The organism is Vibrio orientalis CIP 102891 = ATCC 33934, from assembly GCF_000176235.1.
Lineage (GTDB): Bacteria > Pseudomonadota > Gammaproteobacteria > Enterobacterales > Vibrionaceae > Vibrio > Vibrio orientalis.
Genome location: NZ_ACZV01000005.1, coordinates 925,077 through 942,823 on the forward strand (window position 1 = coordinate 925,077; position 17,747 = coordinate 942,823).

A 17,747-nucleotide genomic window follows, 5' to 3' on the forward strand; every position below is an offset into this window, starting at 1 on the left:
TCATTCTGTTTAAAATGGGCTAAAAAATGAGATCTTAAGTCAGGTTCTCAATGATGAGAAATGCAACTTGTATCGTGTTTAATGTTAAAAATTATGAATTAAATGTTTTAGCTGTAGCCCGAAAAATGATAATTTATAGAGCAAGTGAATCTATAATCAGTCAAACATTTGTCATGGAGTCATAGGCAGATGTTGTAGTTAGTCAAGGATAAAGGGCTTTAGTATGGGATTTGGTACTTACGTAGCAATGGGTAACTCAGGAATTAATCAAGTTATCGTAATCGACATCAATGGTAATCTAAGAGTATTAGGTGAAGGCGAGCTACCAAAACCAGGTGAAGTAATTTTCGACCCGAATGCAGTTGAAGAACAATCATCACAGGTAAGCTTGGTTGATGATAGTGGTGTACCACAAGACCTTACTGCAGAGATCGATGATATCTTTGCTGCTTTAGAAGAAGGTCAAGACCCGACGCAGTTGGGTGAAGATTTTGCAACCGCCGCTGGTGGCCAAAGTGGCTCAAGTCTGACTGCTTCTGGTAGTGTTAGCCGAGATGGCGCCGAGACTATTGCGTCAACAGATTTTGAAACATCAGGCTTTGAATCATTAGGTCTTTCAGAAACTCAGAGCCTAGCATTATTAGAGCAATTCGCTCTATTCGATCCAGTCTTTGTTGATTCAAACAGCTCACCACTCGGCGAAAGCCTAGCGGTTATTACCGATGAAGATACACCAATCAGTGGTTCGCTCACCGCTACAGACCAAAATGCCCAAGATATTCTAACCTTTTCCCAATCTTCTACACCTTCAAATGGTACTGCTGTCGTAAACCCAGACGGCACTTGGACATATACTCCGAACGAAAACTTCGATGGTAACGATAGTTTTACCGTTGTTGTAGACGACGGTAACGGAGGTACTGACACATTAGTGGTTAATGTTACTGTCACACCGATTCCTGAAATCAGTGTTACTGGTGGTGGTGATGTAAGTGAAGGTAGTGATGCAACTTACACAATTAGTTATGACAAACCGTCTACCCAGGACACGATCCTCAAACTAACCAACCAGCTAGATTCGGCTGAACAAGAAGATATAGGTTCTGTTCAAGTAGAAACTTCTACTGGGCAGATCTTAACGGTAAACGCTGATGGAACAGTAACAGTTCCAGCAGGCACCACTTCGCTTAATGTAGTAATTCCAACTACTCAAGATGATGTTTATGAAGGTGATGAATCATTCACGCTAAATGTTGAATCGGTCTCTGGACTACTTGGTAGTGGTTCAAGCCTAACGACTATCAAAGACGATGGCTCTGCGGGTCAAGATGATGACCGCCCAACTGTAGAAACTATATCTAGTCCATCAGTAACCGAAGGTGAGGTCGCTGTATTTGAAGTTGATTTATCAAATATCAGTGAATCGCAAACGTTAGTTAATTTGAGTTTAAAGGGTAACACTGCCACCGCTGGAAGTGACTTCGACAACACGGAAGTAACCATCGTATATTCTGATGGTACCTCTACGAAAGTGGACGTTAAAGAAGATGGAAGTTTTGATGTAAATGTTCCTGCTGGCGATACTGGCTTTTCTGTCAAAGTAACAACTAATGACGATGTTTATGATGAACCGGCAGAAAGCTTCTATTTAGAGGGTAAAACCGAAGCACAAAATGAGCCAGTAAGAGGTGATGGTAGCATCAGCGACGACGACGACAACGACGATGGCATCGACGATGACGCGCTGGCGACGGTTAACATCAGTGCGACCAACGGCGCGGTAACCGAAGGCGAAACGGCGACCTTCAGCGTCACGCGCACGGGCGGTGACCAAGACCAAACGGCGAGCGTGAAACTGTCACTGACCCACATTGACACAGAAGCGGCAGACTTTGACGGCACGCTGCAATACAAAGACAGCAATGGCGATTGGCAGAACGTAGACCCATCGGTAGCGATTGAAGTACCGGCGGGCGGGTTAGAGCTGCAAGTGAAGAGCTTTGATGACGCAACCACAGAGAGCCTGGAAGGGTTCCACGTGGAGATCACCGAAGTGGTGAACGGCCACGACGGCACGCTTTCAGCGGGCGGCAGCATCAGCGACGACGACAACAACGACGATGGTATCGACGATGACGCGCTGGCGACGGTTAACATCAGTGCGACCAACGGTGCGGTAACCGAAGGCGAAACGGCGACCTTCAGCGTCACGCGCACGGGCGGTGACCAAGACCAAACGGCGAGCGTGAAACTGTCACTGACCCACATTGACACAGAAGCGGCAGACTTTGACGGCACGCTGCAATACAAAGACAGCAATGGCGATTGGCAGAACGTAGACCCATCGGTAGCGATTGAAGTACCGGCGGGCGGGTTAGAGCTGCAAGTGAAGAGCTTTGATGACGCAACCACAGAGAGCCTGGAAGGGTTCCACGTGGAGATCACCGAAGTGGTGAACGGCCACGACGGCACGCTTTCAGCGGGCGGCAGCATCAGCGACGACGACAACAACGACGATGGCATCGACGATGACGCGCTGGCGACGGTTAACATCAGTGCGACCAACGGTGCGGTAACCGAAGGCGAAACGGCGACCTTCAGCGTCACGCGCACGGGCGGTGACCAAGACCAAACGGCGAGCGTGAAACTGTCACTGACCCACATTGACACAGAAGCGGCAGACTTTGACGGCACGCTGCAATACAAAGACAGCAATGGCGATTGGCAGAACGTAGACCCATCGGTAGCGATTGAAGTACCGGCGGGCGGGTTAGAGCTGCAAGTGAAGAGCTTTGATGACGCAACCACAGAGAGCCTGGAAGGGTTCCACGTGGAGATCACCGAAGTGGTGAACGGCCACGACGGCACGCTTTCAGCGGGCGGCAGCATCAGCGACGACGACGACAACGACGATGGCATCGACGATGACGCGCTGGCGACGGTTAACATCAGTGCGACCAACGGCGCGGTAACCGAAGGCGAAACGGCGACCTTCAGCGTCACGCGCACGGGCGGTGACCAAGACCAAACGGCGAGCGTGAAACTGTCACTGACCCACATCGACACAGAAGCGGCAGACTTTGACGGCACGCTGCAATACAAAGACAGCAATGGCGATTGGCAGAACGTAGATCCATCGGTAGCGATTGAAGTACCGGCGGGCGGGTTAGAGCTGCAAGTGAAGAGCTTTGATGACGCAACCACAGAGAGCCTGGAAGGGTTCCACGTGGAGATCACCGAAGTGGTGAACGGCCACGACGGCACGCTTTCAGCGGGCGGCAGCATCAGCGACGACGACAACAACGACGATGGCATCGACGATGACGCGCTGGCGACGGTTAACATCAGTGCGACCAACGGTGCGGTAACCGAAGGCGAAACGGCGACCTTCAGCGTCACGCGCACGGGCGGTGACCAAGACCAAACGGCGAGCGTGAAACTGTCACTGACCCACATTGACACAGAAGCGGCAGACTTTGACGGCACGCTGCAATACAAAGACAGCAATGGCGATTGGCAGAACGTAGATCCATCGGTAGCGATTGAAGTACCGGCGGGCGGGTTAGAGCTGCAAGTGAAGAGCTTTGATGACGCAACCACAGAGAGCCTGGAAGGGTTCCACGTGGAGATCACCGAAGTGGTGAACGGCCACGACGGCACGCTTTCAGCGGGCGGCAGCATCAGCGACGACGACAACAACGACGATGGCATCGACGATGACGCGCTGGCGACGGTTAACATCAGTGCGACCAACGGCGCGGTAACCGAAGGCGAAACGGCGACCTTCAGCGTCACGCGCACGGGCGGTGACCAAGACCAAACGACGAGCGTGAAACTGTCACTGACCCACATTGACACAGAAGCGGCAGACTTTGACGGCACGCTGCAATACAAAGACAGCAATGGCGATTGGCAGAACGTAGATCCATCGGTAGCGATTGAAGTACCGGCGGGCGGGTTAGAGCTGCAAGTGAAGAGCTTTGATGACGCAACCACAGAGAGCCTGGAAGGGTTCCACGTGGAGATCACCGAAGTGGTGAACGGCCACGACGGCACGCTTTCAGCGGGCGGCAGCATCAGCGACGACGACAACAACGACGATGGCATCGACGATGACGCGCTGGCGACGGTTAACATCAGTGCGACCAACGGCGCGGTAACCGAAGGCGAAACGGCGACCTTCAGCGTCACGCGCACGGGCGGTGACCAAGACCAAACGGCGAGCGTGAAACTGTCACTGACCCACATTGACACAGAAGCGGCAGACTTTGACGGCACGCTGCAATACAAAGACAGCAATGGCGATTGGCAGAACGTAGATCCATCGGTAGCGATTGAAGTACCGGCGGGCGGGTTAGAGCTGCAAGTGAAGAGCTTTGATGACGCAACCACAGAGAGCCTGGAAGGGTTCCGCGTGGAGATCACCGAAGTGGTGAACGGCCACGACGGCACGCTTTCAGCGGGCGGCAGCATCAGCGACGACGACAACAACGACGATGGCATCGACGATGACGCGCTGGCGACGGTTAACATCAGTGCGACCAACGGCGCGGTAACCGAAGGCGAAACGGCGACCTTCAGCGTCACGCGCACGGGCGGTGACCAAGACCAAACGGCGAGCGTGAAACTGTCACTGACCCACATCGACACAGAAGCGGCAGACTTTGACGGCACGCTGCAATACAAAGACAGCAATGGCGATTGGCAGAACGTAGACCCATCGGTAGCGATTGAAGTACCGGCGGGCGGGTTAGAGCTGCAAGTGAAGAGCTTTGATGACGCAACCACAGAGAGCCTGGAAGGGTTCCACGTGGAGATCACCGAAGTGGTGAACGGCCACGACGGCACGCTTTCAGCGGGCGGCAGCATCAGCGACGATCGCAGCAGTGACAACCCGGACGTGGATGAAGATACGACCGCAACGCTGAGCATAGTGGGTGGCGATGAAGTGCGCGAAGGCGACGACGCTTACCTGGAATTCACGGTGAAACTGTCCAACGAAGTGGGCGAGGCGGTGGACTTCACGCTGAGCAGCGGCGTTGACAGCGACGTGAACACTGCTGATGCGACGGGTGGTCAGGACTACGACAACGTGGATTACTACGTGGCGGACGGCAACGGCGGCTATCGCGTGGCGACCGACGCAGACCTGCGCATTGCTGCTGGTGATACCGAAGTAAAAGTGTACGTACTCGTTAATAAAGACAGTGAGCTAGAATCTAATGAAACGCTTGCACTTACGGCGAACACAGGCTCAGACAAAGTGTCCGGCGATAAGGCTGTAACGGCGACGGGTGTAATTTTAGACAATTACGTAGATCCTTCGAGCTCTTCATCTGCAAGCCTATCGCTTGACGATGCCGACACAGCTGGTTCTGCCACTGATGTCGATACAGATTCACTGTCATTTACAGCGGGTTCTGCTGATGTTGATACATTTGCTTTTGACGTTAGCGATGAGGTGCTAAATAGCATTTCTGTAACTGGACTTGATGGGGATATCGTTTGGTCAAGCGATCAGTCAACCGGAAACCTGATTGGCTCGATTGGTGGTCAACAAGCAATCGTGTTAAGCCTTCAAGGCTCAACTATTGCCGCAAACACAACTGGCACTGTTACTGTAATTGCAACGCTACTTGATAATCTGCAGCACTTAGAGTCTACAGATAGTATTGCTATCAGCGGGATTAAGGTCGATGCATTTGATACTAATGATCAGTCTGCTAGCGCTACAGTAAGTATTGGCATCTCAGATGATGGTGTAACCCTAAATGCTCTAGACCTATCTGGATCTAATGCTCAGGGTATTTATCATGGAACACTAACTACTGGCGGTGTAGATGAAGCATATTCGGCTGATTTAAGTAGTAACATTTCGGGTGATGGCTCATTCAGTGATTCTGGTATCACAGCGGGTGGTAAGACACTGTACTACTTCGTTGATCCTGAAAACCCAGATACTTTGATTGCTTATATCGACCACAGTGATTCTCCTGGAGAGTACTCAGCAAGTAACACCGACCAGGAATTAGTCTTCACTCTAGTGGCCGATCCTAATAGCGACAGCTACCAGCTCGAAGTCGTACGTCCAATCGATTCATTGACTGAGGTGACAATCGAGAATCTTGAAGGTGGTAAAGGCGGTAATACGGCTTCTGTATTTGTTGGCTTAGACGGTTCAGGGTCTACGTTTGTTCTTAACGACCCTTCTGACTTAACTGCATCGCATGAGCTTTCATTTACGCTGACTTCACGTTCTGATAATAGTTCTGCTGGTACAGTTAACGGTAACACCAATGGATTTGGCGTTGACAATGCGTGGGTGGATCAGGGTGAAACTCTTGTTGTTGATTACGCATCACCAGTGGCAGCGGCTTCGTTTGCATTCACGGGTGCAACTACTATCTACTATATTGCCTACGCAGAAGACGGTAGTGTGCTTGGCCAAGGCAACATTGCTAACGGCGATTCGATCTCCAACTTGGGTGAAATTAGTTATGTAGAGCTTTCTACTTCAAGCAGTGATAGTCACAATAACTTCCAGTTTACCGGAAGCACATCAAGTGTTATTGACTCTTCAATTAATGATGTGAATCTGGACTTTGACGTCGTTGTAACTGATAGTGATGGCGATGAAGCTAACGGTAGTTTCAACGTCGATCTTGCTGCTACACGCAATACTCAGCAAGGCCCTACTGCTGGCACAGCAACGATGTCATACCAACTGCTAGAGTCTGATTTAGTGAGTGATGGTCAAGAGTCACAAGTTAAGTCGCTTTCATTTACTGCGGGTAGTGATGCAATTGGCGCATTCCAATTCGGTGACACAGACAGTATTCAGGTAGAAGGTATACGTGCCAAGGTTCACTGGGAACTGAATGAAAATGGTGAACTTATTGGTACTACGATGGGCCGCGAGGCGATCAAGTTAAGCCTAGAGTGGAACCGTGTTGGTGCTGGTCAAGACGGCGATGTTGAAGTCAAAGTCGAATTACTTGAATCTCTACCGCACTCTGTCAATGTTGATTCAATCCTGGTGAGTGGTATAGAAATCGAAGCGGTATCAAGCAAAGGCGAGACGGCAACATCTGTAGTTAGCGTAGCTGTAGAAGATTACGTAAAAGTACAAGCAGATAGCGGCAATGCCTTAGAAGATAACTTGGTTAAGGGCAACGTTCTAACCAATGATGAAGATTACGATGCTGATCTAACGCTACAGGTAACTAGAGTTCAAGTAGAGGGCAAATCTTATGCTGCAGGCGAATCTATCGTCCTTGCAGGCAAAGGTACTCTGGTAGTCAATCAGGATGGCGGCTACGAATTTGATCCAGTAGACAACTGGTCTGGTAATGTGCCTGAAGTTACTTATACTACCAATACAGGTGATAGCAGTACTCTTGCTATTTCAGTGACAGCGGTAGCTGATGCTCCTAATGTTCAGATTACAGTAGGTAGTACAACTCCACGAGAAGTAGCTTTCGACTATGATAAAGAAGTTCAGAAAGCTAAGGATTTAACGAACAATGGAATCTTTGGAGATAAAGACCACGATAATCAAACTGATCAGTTGCTCGGAAGCAACGACAAAAATGATTTCATTGACGGCAAAGGCCTGAGCGATTCAGTTATCGGATATGGTGGTAATGACGTTTTCGTAAGTAGTGAAGGTGATGATTCAATATTCGGTGGTCATGAGTCTGGTTTACAAGACCCGAATGACGGTATGGATACGGTCATTTACACAGGTAACTTCAGCGATTATGAGTTCGAAAAGCTCTACTTAAACGGTAATGTCGGTCTAAATGTACGTGATACTAGATATGATGCTGATGCTGGCTGGTCGGCAGCTAAGAATGAAGGCCTCGATACCTTCGAGAAAGGTGATGCCTTATACAGTATCGAGAAACTCATATTTGCAGATGGAATCTATCTTGTAGATAACGGAGAGCTCGTAAAACAGGAACAGACTGAATCTGTTGTTCCCGTTGATATTTCTGTATCTCTAACAGATCTAGATGGCAGTGAGTTTATTCAAGACGAATCGGTTACTTTATCTGGTGTTCCTGACGGCGTTCAATTGGTTATAGATGGTGTTGTACAAACGCCAAATAGCAATGGCACTTACACCGTAACGCTTGATGTCGCTGAAAACGAACTAACTGGTCGTGTTAGTGCGGAACTTGTTGCTCCTCACGACTATGACGGTAGTCTGGATTTTGATTTGTCAGTCTCAGCAACCAGCGAAGAGAAAGTCGGTGCAGATACTGAAACGACGACAGTTTCAGAGCCTGTGACACTATCCGGATCTGATCTGGTTGTTGGTAATAATGTCGATAACACGCTCGAAGGCCATGGTGGTAACGATATTCTTATTGGAGACCAAGGTGGTTATAAGACAAATGTTACTCCGGGCGTAAACTACAACATCGCTTTAGTTGTTGATGCGTCGGGAAGTATGGGTGACTACGTTTACAATACTGATGGCACGGTAATGCGTAATCCAGACGGGTCAGCAATGACTCGTATGGATATGATGCAGGAAGCTTTGACTAACCTAGTTGAATCGCTCGTTACCCATGATGGCTCTATTAATATTAAGCTGATTGGTTTCGACGATAATATTGATGTTACGTTCGAAGCTCTTGATATCACTAACAGCTCGGATGTTGTAGCTGAATTGTTAAGTAAGATTGAGAATAATCTACCAGTTGGAGGTGGCACAGACTACGGTGTTGGCTTCGAGGAAGCGAATAACTGGTACGCTAGCTCATCTATTAGCTCTAATGGTTATGAAAATATGACTTTCTTCCTAACGGACGGAGAGCCAAACAGCGGTACGCTTAATAATGGGCTAACAGAGTACAATGAACTAGTTAGTACACATAATGCGAAAGTGATGGCTGTCGGAATGGGTAACGATATTGATGACTCGGTACTGAAGTTCTTTGACAATACGTCTGTAACTGGTTGGGAGGCAGTGCCTGGATACAGCTCTGAAACAATGGTTCTTAACCTTTCTCGGGATCTTTATTATGGTGACTATGACGACGTAAGCGCGGATAAATCAAGCGGGTCTAGGTTCTATAGAGCTAACGATAAGTTGATTCTTGAAGACAAAGATAGCGGATACGGTCGCTCAGAAGTAGCATATGAGAGCAAGGTATTCTCCGTCTCTAATAGCAATAGCTCTATTACATTTGATGTTGACCTCACAAACAGCCACTTCAGATGGGCGCTATACAATGAGGCGGGAACCCTAATTCAAAGCGCAACTTTGGATCAACAAAATGGCGAGTTTAGTGTTTCAACTGATGTTGTTGACGCAGGTAATTACTATATAGTCTTTGCGCACGACGCATCTGTAAATGGTAAGACGCTAACGTCAGCTGAGGTTGCTGATGTTTATGTTGTATCTCCTCTTGCTCCTGCAGGCGATGTCCAAATTGTAGGCACACCTAGCGAACTGCAAGCGGTGCTTCAAGGTGGCGAAACTGTTCAGCAGATTGACTCGATGGGTGGAGACACTCTATTCGGTGGACGTGATTCAGATATTCTGTTTGGTGACAGTATCAACACTGATAACCTTCCTTGGGGTGTTGATGGTAATCCGGCCAAGCCATCTGACTTGGGTGAAGGCGCTGGAATGGAAGGTCTGAAACAGTTCCTTGAGCTCAAAAATGGTACGTCTCCGTCGGATTCAGAGCTCTACGACTACATCAAGGCTAATCATGAAAGCCTGAATATTGATGGCGATACTCGCGGTGGTAACGACACCTTAGATGGTGGTGAAGGTGATGATATTCTTTACGGCCAAGGTGGTACGGATACGCTTATCGGTGGCCTGGGCAACGATATCCTAACTGGCGGTGAAGATGCAGATATCTTCAAATTCGTCGACCAGGGCACAGGTGTTCGTGATGGTGAAGTTGATACGATTAAAGACTTTACTGCTCATGAAGATAAGATTGATATCTCTGAACTGCTTCATACAGATGCTAACGACTCAATCACTACGCTGTTAGATAATCATGAAATTGAACTCGCTCTTAATGGCGACAATCTGGAACTAACTATCTCTGATGGTGCGAAGAGTCAGACTGTTATTATCGAAGGTGGTAAGGCTGAGTACACTGAAGAGTTGTCCGGTGGTCCGCTTGATAGTGCAAGTACTACAGCAATCCTAAACGACCTACTGAAGGTATACGACACAACTAACCATTAAACAAAAAGGGCCGCAAGGCCCTTTTTTAATGCTCGTTACTTAGGCTGTGTATCCTTCAGCACCAGTAAAAAGAAAGGGTTGACACCAAGTGTCAACCCTTCAAATTTTTCTCGCTTCTACAACACCTTACAAGCAAATCCTTTCAAGTAGAAACCTTCAGGATAAGCACTGTCAGTAGGGTGGTCAGCCGCTTGCTCAAAGCGTTCAACAAACTTCACTTGGCGGCCAGAGTCTACGGCTGCATCAGCGATCACTTTCTGGAATAGCTCGCCGCTCATTAAGCCTGAGCAAGAGTAGGTCAGTAGTGTGCCGCCTGGCTTAAGAATCTGCATCGCCAGCATGTTGATGTCTTTATAGCCATTTGCACCTGACGTCAGGTTGTTCTTGCTGGATACGAACTTAGGCGGATCCATGATTACAACGTCAAATTTAGTGCCTTGGTCGCGGTATTCACGAAGTAGTTTGAATACGTCTGCATTAAGGAATACTGCGCGCTTCTTCGAAATGTCAAACTCGTTTAGTTCTGCGTTGTACTTAGCAGTATCTAATGCAGGTTGAGACACATCAGCATTGATCACACGCTTAGCGCCGCCTTTAAGGGCGTATAAACCAAAGCCGCCAGTGTAAGAGAAACAGTTTAGGACTTCTTTGTCTTGAACGTACTTCATTGATTGAAGACGACTGTCACGCTGGTCAAGGTAGAAACCTGTCTTGTGGCCATCGATGATATCAACACTGATCTTAACGCCGTTTTCTTCAATAACCACTGACTTAGGTGGTTCTTCACCATGCAGAACACCTGTAGTTTGCTCTAAGCCTTCTTTTTTACGTACCGCAACGTCAGAGCGCTCGTAAATATTGCACTCTGGGAATACCTCGAGAAGGGCTTCAACAAGTACTTGCTTATTGAACTCAGCACCAGCGCTTAGTAGCTGGCACACAAGGTAGTTCTGGAATTTATCGATGGTGATGCCAGGAAGGCCGTCAGATTCAGCAGCAATCAGGCGGTAGCCAGTTAGACCGTCACGCACAATAATATCTTCACGTAACAGTTGGGCATCTTGGATACGCTTAACGAAGAATGATTTGTTAATCTCTTCTTTATTGAAGCTCCAAACACGTGCACGGATCTGCGAGTTTGGTGAATACGCCGCTTTTGCCAGCCACTTTTCATCGTGTGAGAAAACATCCACAGTTTCGCCAAGCTTTGGTTCGCCTTCTACTCGGTGAATGCCACGAGAAAACACCCAAGGGTGCTTGCGGCGAAGGGATTTGTCTCGGCCTTTGACTAGATAGATAGCTGGAGTCATTGGGTTACTCAATAGGTTGTTTTTAAAGGAGGGGTATTTTCTAGGATGTGTATAGGAATTGCAAATAAAAGAGCCGCCTAGTGGCGGCTCAGAAATTTATGCTTTTAGACCAGTAAGCAGGGCTTCCATTTGGTCACTTTGATTTCTCAACTGCTCAATGTTGGAGTTAGTTGCATTAATCATGCTGCATACGCTATCTGATTGGATACGAATTTCTTCAACGCTTGCTGCAATGTTGTCAGCAACCACACCTTGCTCTTCAGCCGCAGTCGCAATTTGAATACTACTGTCTGAGATAGATTGGTTCTTCTCAGCGAGTGAGCCTATCTCAACATCGACTTCAGACATCAGTTGTTGTCCTTCAGAGGCATTGGTCACTGTTGTTTCCATTAACTGAGTCAGAGACTGGCTATTGCGTTGCAGCGCTTCAATCATAGTTTGAATCTCTACGGTCGCTTGCTGCGTGCGTCCTGCTAGGGCGCGGACTTCATCTGCAACTACTGCAAAGCCTCGGCCTTGTTCGCCAGCTCGCGCTGCTTCAATTGCCGCGTTAAGTGCGAGTAGGTTAGTTTGCTCCGAAATACCATTGATGGTCGTTACGACTTCATCGATCTGTGCAGCGTTTGCATCCAACTCCGCTACGGCTTCTGACGCTGAACGAATCTCGCTCGAAAGCTGAGAAATAGAGTTAAGGGTGTGGCCAACTTTCTTTTGACCTTGAGTTGCGACACTACGGGCATCTTCTGTTTGCGTGCTTGAGTCATGCGCAAGGTTAGCCACTTCACGAATCGTTGAAGCCATCTGCTCTGTTGCACTTGCTAGGGAATTTAAGTGTTCTTGCTGGGTACCAGAAACATCAGCACTTTGAATGTTCGATTGATTCAAATCAGAGCTGATTTGTTGCATTAACGCGATTGATTCTTGAATCGATATTACCAAGTTTTGCTCACGCTCAGCCACTTGGTCGATTGTAATCGCAATTTCGCTGAATTCGTCACGCACTTTGAAGAAGTTCATGCGACTGGTTAAGTCACCGCTCGCTAGCGTGCTCAATGCTTTGTTCATCGTAAACATTGCGCCGCCAATGAAGGTCATAATGTAATAAACACCTAACGCAATAAGAGACAGTGTAACAAGTACGATGGTGATATGCGTTGCTGACATTGAAGACCAAAGGTTTTGGTCATGCGTTGCGGCGATACTGAACTCACCGCCATTAATGGCAATAGAGCCTTTGCCTGAAGCAAAGGTAATTGTCTCAGAGTTATTGATGATTGAAGCGACTTGGCTTTGCGATAGGTTACCCGCTTCAATCAGGTCTCTCATAAGCACTAGTTCATCTTGGTATAGATGATTGAGCATTTGATCTGCAGTGTTGTCCAAAACCAGTGTCAGAACGACTAATGCAATCAAAGGCAGGAGGAAAAGAAGGTAGAACTTTTCTTGAATTTTGAGATGAATGAGATATTTGTCAATCCAACGAAATGGTATTTCTTTCATAATTATTATATCCAGTGAGAAAACCCATATGTCCATTATGGGTGATAATTAAAACCAGCTAAATATATCACTGAGAAATGAATAGAGGTACTTAGAATGCAAGAAAGTTGTGAGAGGTTCACGGTCTCGGGGCTTGTTCAAGGCGTTGGGTTCAGATATTCGACATCCTATGAAGGACAAAGGCTAGGCGTCACAGGTTATGCTAAGAACTTATATAACGGCGATGTTGAGGTTGTGGTATGCGGTTTGCCGGAGCAAATTGAGGCAATGGCACTGTGGCTTGAGCACGGCCCTAAGACATCAAGAGTGGAGAGTGTTGTAAGAGAGATGATTCCATTCAAACCGTTTAAAGGGTTTAAGATTCTGTAGTGGGAAACTACAGAATCGTCTTTAGCACTATAGGCACTTCGCCGGTTTTGGTAGGCCCGCGAGCTTTGTCGCTTGTTTTGCAGGACCTTGTTTGAATAGCTTGAACAGGTACTTACTGTTGCCTTTTTCTGGCCCGTGCGCCTTTTCCATCGCTTTTACCAACATTCTGACTGCTGGCGATGTATTAAATTCCACATAGAAATCGCGAACAAAATGGACGACTTCTAAGTGTGCATCAGTCAATTCAATACCTTCTTGCTCGGCTAGGATACTAATCATTCCTTCTTCCCATTGGGTATGATCCAATAGATAGCCCTGTGCGTCAGTTTCGATTTGTTTACCGTTGTACTCAAACATCTTACGATCCTAATAACATAGATATTCAATAGGGTAGCGCAGCATACCGTGATTAAACAATATCGCAAGTACGAAAAAGCCCGGCAGGGTTATCTGCCGGGCTTTTGGGTATCAATCTAATGAACGATTAGTCGTTGTTCATAATACCTAGAATGCTTAACAAGCTTGTGAATAGGTTAAGGATGTTTAGGTACATTGAGATAGTCGCGCTTACGTAGTTTGTTTCTTCGCCACGTACGATACGGCTTGTGTCAAATAGAATGAAGCCAGAGAACACAAGTGCAGACATACTACTGATTGCAAGTTGTCCAATTGTAGAACCAACAAAGATGTTGATAATAGCAGCAACGATAACAATGATCAGACCTGCAATCAGGAAGTTACGCATGAATGAGAAATCTTTCTTGCTGCTGATTGTATAAGCCGATAGACCTAAGAACACCATACCCGTCAAGCCAAGAGCTTGAGCAATGATAGAAGGGCCGTTAGCGATTGAAGCATAGTAAGTTAGCATTGGACCAAGAGCACCACCCATTAGAGTTGTGAACACGAAAGTCCATACGATACCCATTGATGAGTTAATGCTTTTTGGTAGCGCGAAGAAAAGAATACCGATAGCTGCAATCTGCATAACAAGAGCCATCATTGGCGAAATACCAATTGCCATTGTTGCCATTGCTGCTACTGCACTTGTTACCAACGTCATTGATAGCAAGAAGTACGTATTCTTAAGCGTTTTGTTGATCTCAAGTGTGTTAGGAGCACTTGTAGAACGGGTAAACATAGGGCTGTTCATGATCTTCCTCGTAAGGTTTTATGTTTATATCTACATTTATGAGGTTGAATGGCCAAAAAATCAAGCCCCAATTAACGTTGTAGTAAATAAAATAATAATAGAAATAAAAACTTATGTATTTTGAAATATGTAACTTGATATTACGTGATTTCACCAAGTTTCAATTTGACATTTAAAAGCGGCTAAAGCGTTTACTTGATTGGTGATAAATTGAACAGGGGTTAGCAACGTTTGGCACTTTTTTTTGCGTTACATGTTAGGGTTACTCAATACGTAATGGGGCTTTATGTTCTAGAGGGGAAATTATGATTTATACGACAACAGAAACGGTTCCTGGCAAAGAAATAGAATCGGTATTAGGCATTGTTAATGGAAACGTAGTCCAGTCTAAACATGTTGGCCGAGATATCATGGCTGGCTTGAAAGGCATCGTCGGAGGTGAGCTCAAAGGTTATACAGAGATGTTGATGGAAGCTCGCAATATAGCTGTACAACGATTGATAGAAGATGCTGAAAAGCTAAATGCGGATGCGATAGTGGGAATACGATTTACAACTAGCTCTGTTACTGATGGTGCGTCAGAAATACTTGTGTTTGGCACGGCAGTTAAGCTCCGTACATAACAAGCATTAACAGCGTTGGCCTTTTTTGTTAGCTGGCTCTTGGGTTAGAAGCCAGCTAAATCTATGTTTATCGATTCTAGTTTGGCAAAACCATCACTGACTTTAAGTTCGAGTTGAAGTCAAAATGAGCATTGACCTTAATATCATCTTTCTCGAATACAACATCATCAAAGTCCGTCATGGCGATCTTAAAGCCATTCTGGACGAATAGAGTTGTGACAGGCGTTCTTTTACTGCTTTTGATAGCTGACTTAAATAATTTTTCCATGGCAACTTACCTTAATTTAGGGAGCTATGACTAAGATAGCGGTCTATGTTTATGAGATCAATTGCGTAATTAATTTGAGAAATCTATGGTATTGGCAATAAATATTTAGATATTTATTGTGACAATTCGACTCTCAGTATGAATGCCGTGAGGTAATGAGTTCAGGGAAGTTTTGTGCACGTTATCTCGTTGTTTTGGGAAGTGACTTATCCATATAATTCTTGAATGTCATAAAGGCTTACAAATCCAGTTAACAACCAAGCTTTTCAGATCAGTGACGTGTGACGAATCTGTGTTCGAAAGGGAGTAAATAATGAGTAAGGAAGTACGAGTAGGTGTGGCAGCGGTCATTCTACGTGAAGGACGTGTTTTACTTGGAGAGCGTATTGGCTCCCATGGAGCGAACACTTGGGCGACTCCAGGTGGGCACCTTGAATTAGGTGAAAGTATTGAACAATGCGCAACGCGGGAAACATTAGAAGAGACAGGATTAACAGTGGACTCGTTTGAGAAACTAACCTTCACCAATGATATTTTCGCAAAAGAAGGTAAACACTATGTAACGCTGTTCGTTGTCGCCACATGTCTTAATGGTGAACCTGAGGTGACGGAACCACATAAATGTAAGCAGTGGAAATGGTTCGAATTGGACGAACTTCCTGAACCGCTTTTCTTACCTCTGACGAATTTGCTAAAGGATTCTGTAAGCCTTAGCGCGTTTATCTAACAATATTGGCAATTCTTATAGACGTTATGTGATTTTCCTGTGATGGCCATAGCGCGCTAAAACTTTTTTTTGGTCGCTGGCGTTCAATGATCAGAAAATAACGGCCTTATAGTGCGTGTTTGGTGCCTTATTTTTGAGATTCTGCGTGGTTTTAAGTTGCTGTTTTTATTGGTTTTGTTTTTCTTGAGATGTTCACCGTAAATGATAGTCTTCCACTCAAAGGGTTAAAGAGACTATAAAATGAATAAAACTGATCAATCTTTTGTCCAAGAGGACTTTTCAAAGCGGGACCTGAGTGGCTTCATCTTTTCTAACTGCAAGTTCTACTGTTGCAGTTTTAAGCGTACGAATCTAAGAGATGCGCAGTTTATTGATTGTGCTTTTATTGAACAAGGAGAGTTGGAAGGCTGCGATTTTTCCTACTCTGATCTCCGGGATGCTTCATTCAAGAGATGTAAGTTATCTATGTCTTACTTCAGCGGGGCTAACTGTTTCGGTCTTGAGTTAAGGGAGTGTGACCTAAAAGGGGCTAACTTTTCTCAAGCTAGTTTTGTAAATCACGTCTCTCACCAGGTTTACTTTTGCTCTGCATATATTACAGGCTGCAACTTATCGTATGTTAATTTTGAAAGGCAGTTAATTGAAAAGTGTGACTTATTTGAGAACCGTTGGATTGGCGCTAATCTACGAGGTGCTTCATTTAAAGGCTCAGATCTCAGTCGTGGTGTTTTCTCTGAAGATTGCTGGGACCAGTTCAAAGTGCAAGGTAGCGACCTAAGTCATTCAGAGCTATACGGCTTAAATCCTCGAAAAGTAGATCTGACAGGTGTAAAAATATGTTCGTGGCAACAAGAACAACTGTTAGAGCAATTAGGGGTAATAGTCGTTCCGGATTAAGCCTGCGATTTGGCTACGCGCATAACAACTCAGATTCGCAAGGCTCGGCACTACTAGGTTCGCGAGTTCAATATGCGTATCTTAGGGTACGCCTCGACGCTTCTTGTATTTATATGTGGAATAAGGCTTTATAGGGAAGAATGAATGGCACTTAGAGCGTTTGAAAAAGCAGACTACGACTTGCTAATCCGCTGGATTGATTCTGAAGAACTCAATTATCAATGGGGTGGGCCAAATTTCAATTTCCCTTTAAATCGCAAACAGCTTGATGACCATTGCGCTAAGCCAGAGGTCATTCCGTTAGTTTTTGTTCATAAGGGTATTAACGCTGGTTACGTAGAGTTATTCAAACTCTCGGAGTCAAAATCACGGGTTTGCCGTGTGTTTGTCTCAAATGATTTTCGTGGTCAGGGCATCGCAAAACTTATGCTTCAGCAATTAATCGAATTAGCTCACATTGATCATAACGCTCAAGTGCTGTCGCTAGCGGTTTTTGAGCGTAATACCGTGGCTAAGAAATGCTACGAATCGCTGGGTTTTCAGGTGACTTCGCATCAATCCGGTACGCGATCTTTTGGTGGTGAACCTTGGGATCTTTTGTTAATGGAAAAGTGGTTATGACCAGCACATTGGATTGATACGTCAAGACAAGTGGATGTTATACGTTTGGAGGAGTAA

The 17,747-nt window shown here is 46.2% G+C and carries 11 protein-coding genes; 6 read left to right on the forward strand and 5 right to left on the reverse strand.

What is annotated here, in order from left to right; genetic code table 11:
* Window positions 1–223 precede the first annotated feature (223 nt).
* Entirely contained in the window at window positions 224–10,222 is a 9,999-nt protein-coding gene (locus VIA_RS15055) for an Ig-like domain-containing protein (protein WP_004413945.1), read from the forward strand.
* Between the two features lie 116 nt (window positions 10,223–10,338).
* Here VIA_RS15055 and VIA_RS15060 read toward each other — a convergent pair whose 3' ends face one another.
* The gene (locus VIA_RS15060; RefSeq protein ID WP_004413953.1) at window positions 10,339–11,532 is read right to left on the reverse strand and encodes a class I SAM-dependent methyltransferase; all 1,194 of its coding nucleotides are present in this window, start codon (window positions 11,530–11,532) and stop codon (window positions 10,339–10,341) included.
* 96 nt (window positions 11,533–11,628) lie between these two features.
* A complete protein-coding gene (locus tag VIA_RS15065) occupies window positions 11,629–13,032 on the reverse strand; it encodes a methyl-accepting chemotaxis protein (RefSeq protein WP_004413955.1) in 1,404 nt (467 codons plus the stop codon).
* A 96-nt stretch (window positions 13,033–13,128) separates the two neighbouring features.
* On the opposite strand from VIA_RS15065, the gene yccX reads away from it, so the two are divergent.
* Window positions 13,129–13,401, forward strand: coding sequence for an acylphosphatase (gene yccX, locus VIA_RS15070; protein WP_004416937.1), 273 nt, complete (start codon window positions 13,129–13,131; stop codon window positions 13,399–13,401).
* Window positions 13,402–13,428: 27 nt separating this feature from the next.
* Here yccX and VIA_RS15075 read toward each other — a convergent pair whose 3' ends face one another.
* Together VIA_RS15075 and VIA_RS15080 are read right to left on the reverse strand one after the other, a co-directional pair.
* On the reverse strand, window positions 13,429–13,758 hold the full coding sequence (locus VIA_RS15075; protein ID WP_004413958.1) for a TusE/DsrC/DsvC family sulfur relay protein: 330 nt from the start codon (window positions 13,756–13,758) through the stop codon (window positions 13,429–13,431).
* Window positions 13,759–13,885: 127 nt separating this feature from the next.
* Window positions 13,886–14,554, reverse strand: a complete 669-nt coding sequence (locus VIA_RS15080) for a Bax inhibitor-1 family protein (protein WP_004413960.1) — start codon at window positions 14,552–14,554, stop codon at window positions 13,886–13,888.
* Between the two features lie 305 nt (window positions 14,555–14,859).
* Here VIA_RS15080 and VIA_RS15085 point away from each other — a divergent pair, with 305 nt between their 5' ends.
* Window positions 14,860–15,177 (forward strand): heavy metal-binding domain-containing protein, encoded by a 318-nt coding sequence (locus VIA_RS15085; RefSeq protein WP_004413962.1) that lies wholly within the window; start codon window positions 14,860–14,862, stop codon window positions 15,175–15,177.
* Between the two features lie 76 nt (window positions 15,178–15,253).
* Here VIA_RS15085 and VIA_RS15090 read toward each other — a convergent pair whose 3' ends face one another.
* Window positions 15,254–15,445: a hypothetical protein gene (locus VIA_RS15090; RefSeq protein ID WP_004413964.1), complete on the reverse strand. Its 192-nt coding sequence runs from the start codon at window positions 15,443–15,445 to the stop codon at window positions 15,254–15,256.
* Window positions 15,446–15,758: 313 nt separating this feature from the next.
* On the opposite strand from VIA_RS15090, the gene VIA_RS15095 reads away from it, so the two are divergent.
* From VIA_RS15095 to VIA_RS15105, 3 genes are all read left to right on the forward strand, one after another.
* Window positions 15,759–16,172, forward strand: a complete 414-nt coding sequence (locus tag VIA_RS15095; RefSeq protein ID WP_004413967.1) for a nucleotide triphosphate diphosphatase NUDT15 — start codon at window positions 15,759–15,761, stop codon at window positions 16,170–16,172.
* Between the two features lie 240 nt (window positions 16,173–16,412).
* Window positions 16,413–17,069 carry a Qnr family pentapeptide repeat protein gene (locus VIA_RS15100; protein ID WP_004413969.1) on the forward strand — a complete coding sequence of 219 codons (657 nt, stop codon included), beginning with the start codon at window positions 16,413–16,415 and terminating at the stop codon, window positions 17,067–17,069.
* Window positions 17,070–17,213: 144 nt separating this feature from the next.
* A complete protein-coding gene (locus VIA_RS15105) occupies window positions 17,214–17,690 on the forward strand; it encodes a GNAT family N-acetyltransferase (RefSeq protein ID WP_004413970.1) in 477 nt (158 codons plus the stop codon).
* The last annotated feature ends 57 nt before the right edge of the window (window positions 17,691–17,747 follow it).

What these genes read in the sequence shown, in the direction of transcription:
- VIA_RS15065 (WP_004413955.1), bottom strand. Translation starts at nt 13,032, where the DNA reads ATGAAAGAAATACCATTTCGTTGGATTGACAAATATCTCATTCATCTC.
- VIA_RS15090 (WP_004413964.1), bottom strand. Translation starts at nt 15,445, where the DNA reads ATGGAAAAATTATTTAAGTCAGCTATCAAAAGCAGTAAAAGAACGCCT.
- VIA_RS15060 (WP_004413953.1), bottom strand. Translation starts at nt 11,532, where the DNA reads ATGACTCCAGCTATCTATCTAGTCAAAGGCCGAGACAAATCCCTTCGC.
- VIA_RS15085 (WP_004413962.1), top strand. Translation starts at nt 14,860, where the DNA reads ATGATTTATACGACAACAGAAACGGTTCCTGGCAAAGAAATAGAATCG.
- yccX (WP_004416937.1), top strand. Translation starts at nt 13,129, where the DNA reads ATGCAAGAAAGTTGTGAGAGGTTCACGGTCTCGGGGCTTGTTCAAGGC.
- VIA_RS15075 (WP_004413958.1), bottom strand. Translation starts at nt 13,758, where the DNA reads ATGTTTGAGTACAACGGTAAACAAATCGAAACTGACGCACAGGGCTAT.
- VIA_RS15055 (WP_004413945.1), top strand. Translation starts at nt 224, where the DNA reads ATGGGATTTGGTACTTACGTAGCAATGGGTAACTCAGGAATTAATCAA.
- VIA_RS15080 (WP_004413960.1), bottom strand. Translation starts at nt 14,554, where the DNA reads ATGAACAGCCCTATGTTTACCCGTTCTACAAGTGCTCCTAACACACTT.
- VIA_RS15095 (WP_004413967.1), top strand. Translation starts at nt 15,759, where the DNA reads ATGAGTAAGGAAGTACGAGTAGGTGTGGCAGCGGTCATTCTACGTGAA.
- VIA_RS15105 (WP_004413970.1), top strand. Translation starts at nt 17,214, where the DNA reads ATGGCACTTAGAGCGTTTGAAAAAGCAGACTACGACTTGCTAATCCGC.
- VIA_RS15100 (WP_004413969.1), top strand. Translation starts at nt 16,413, where the DNA reads ATGAATAAAACTGATCAATCTTTTGTCCAAGAGGACTTTTCAAAGCGG.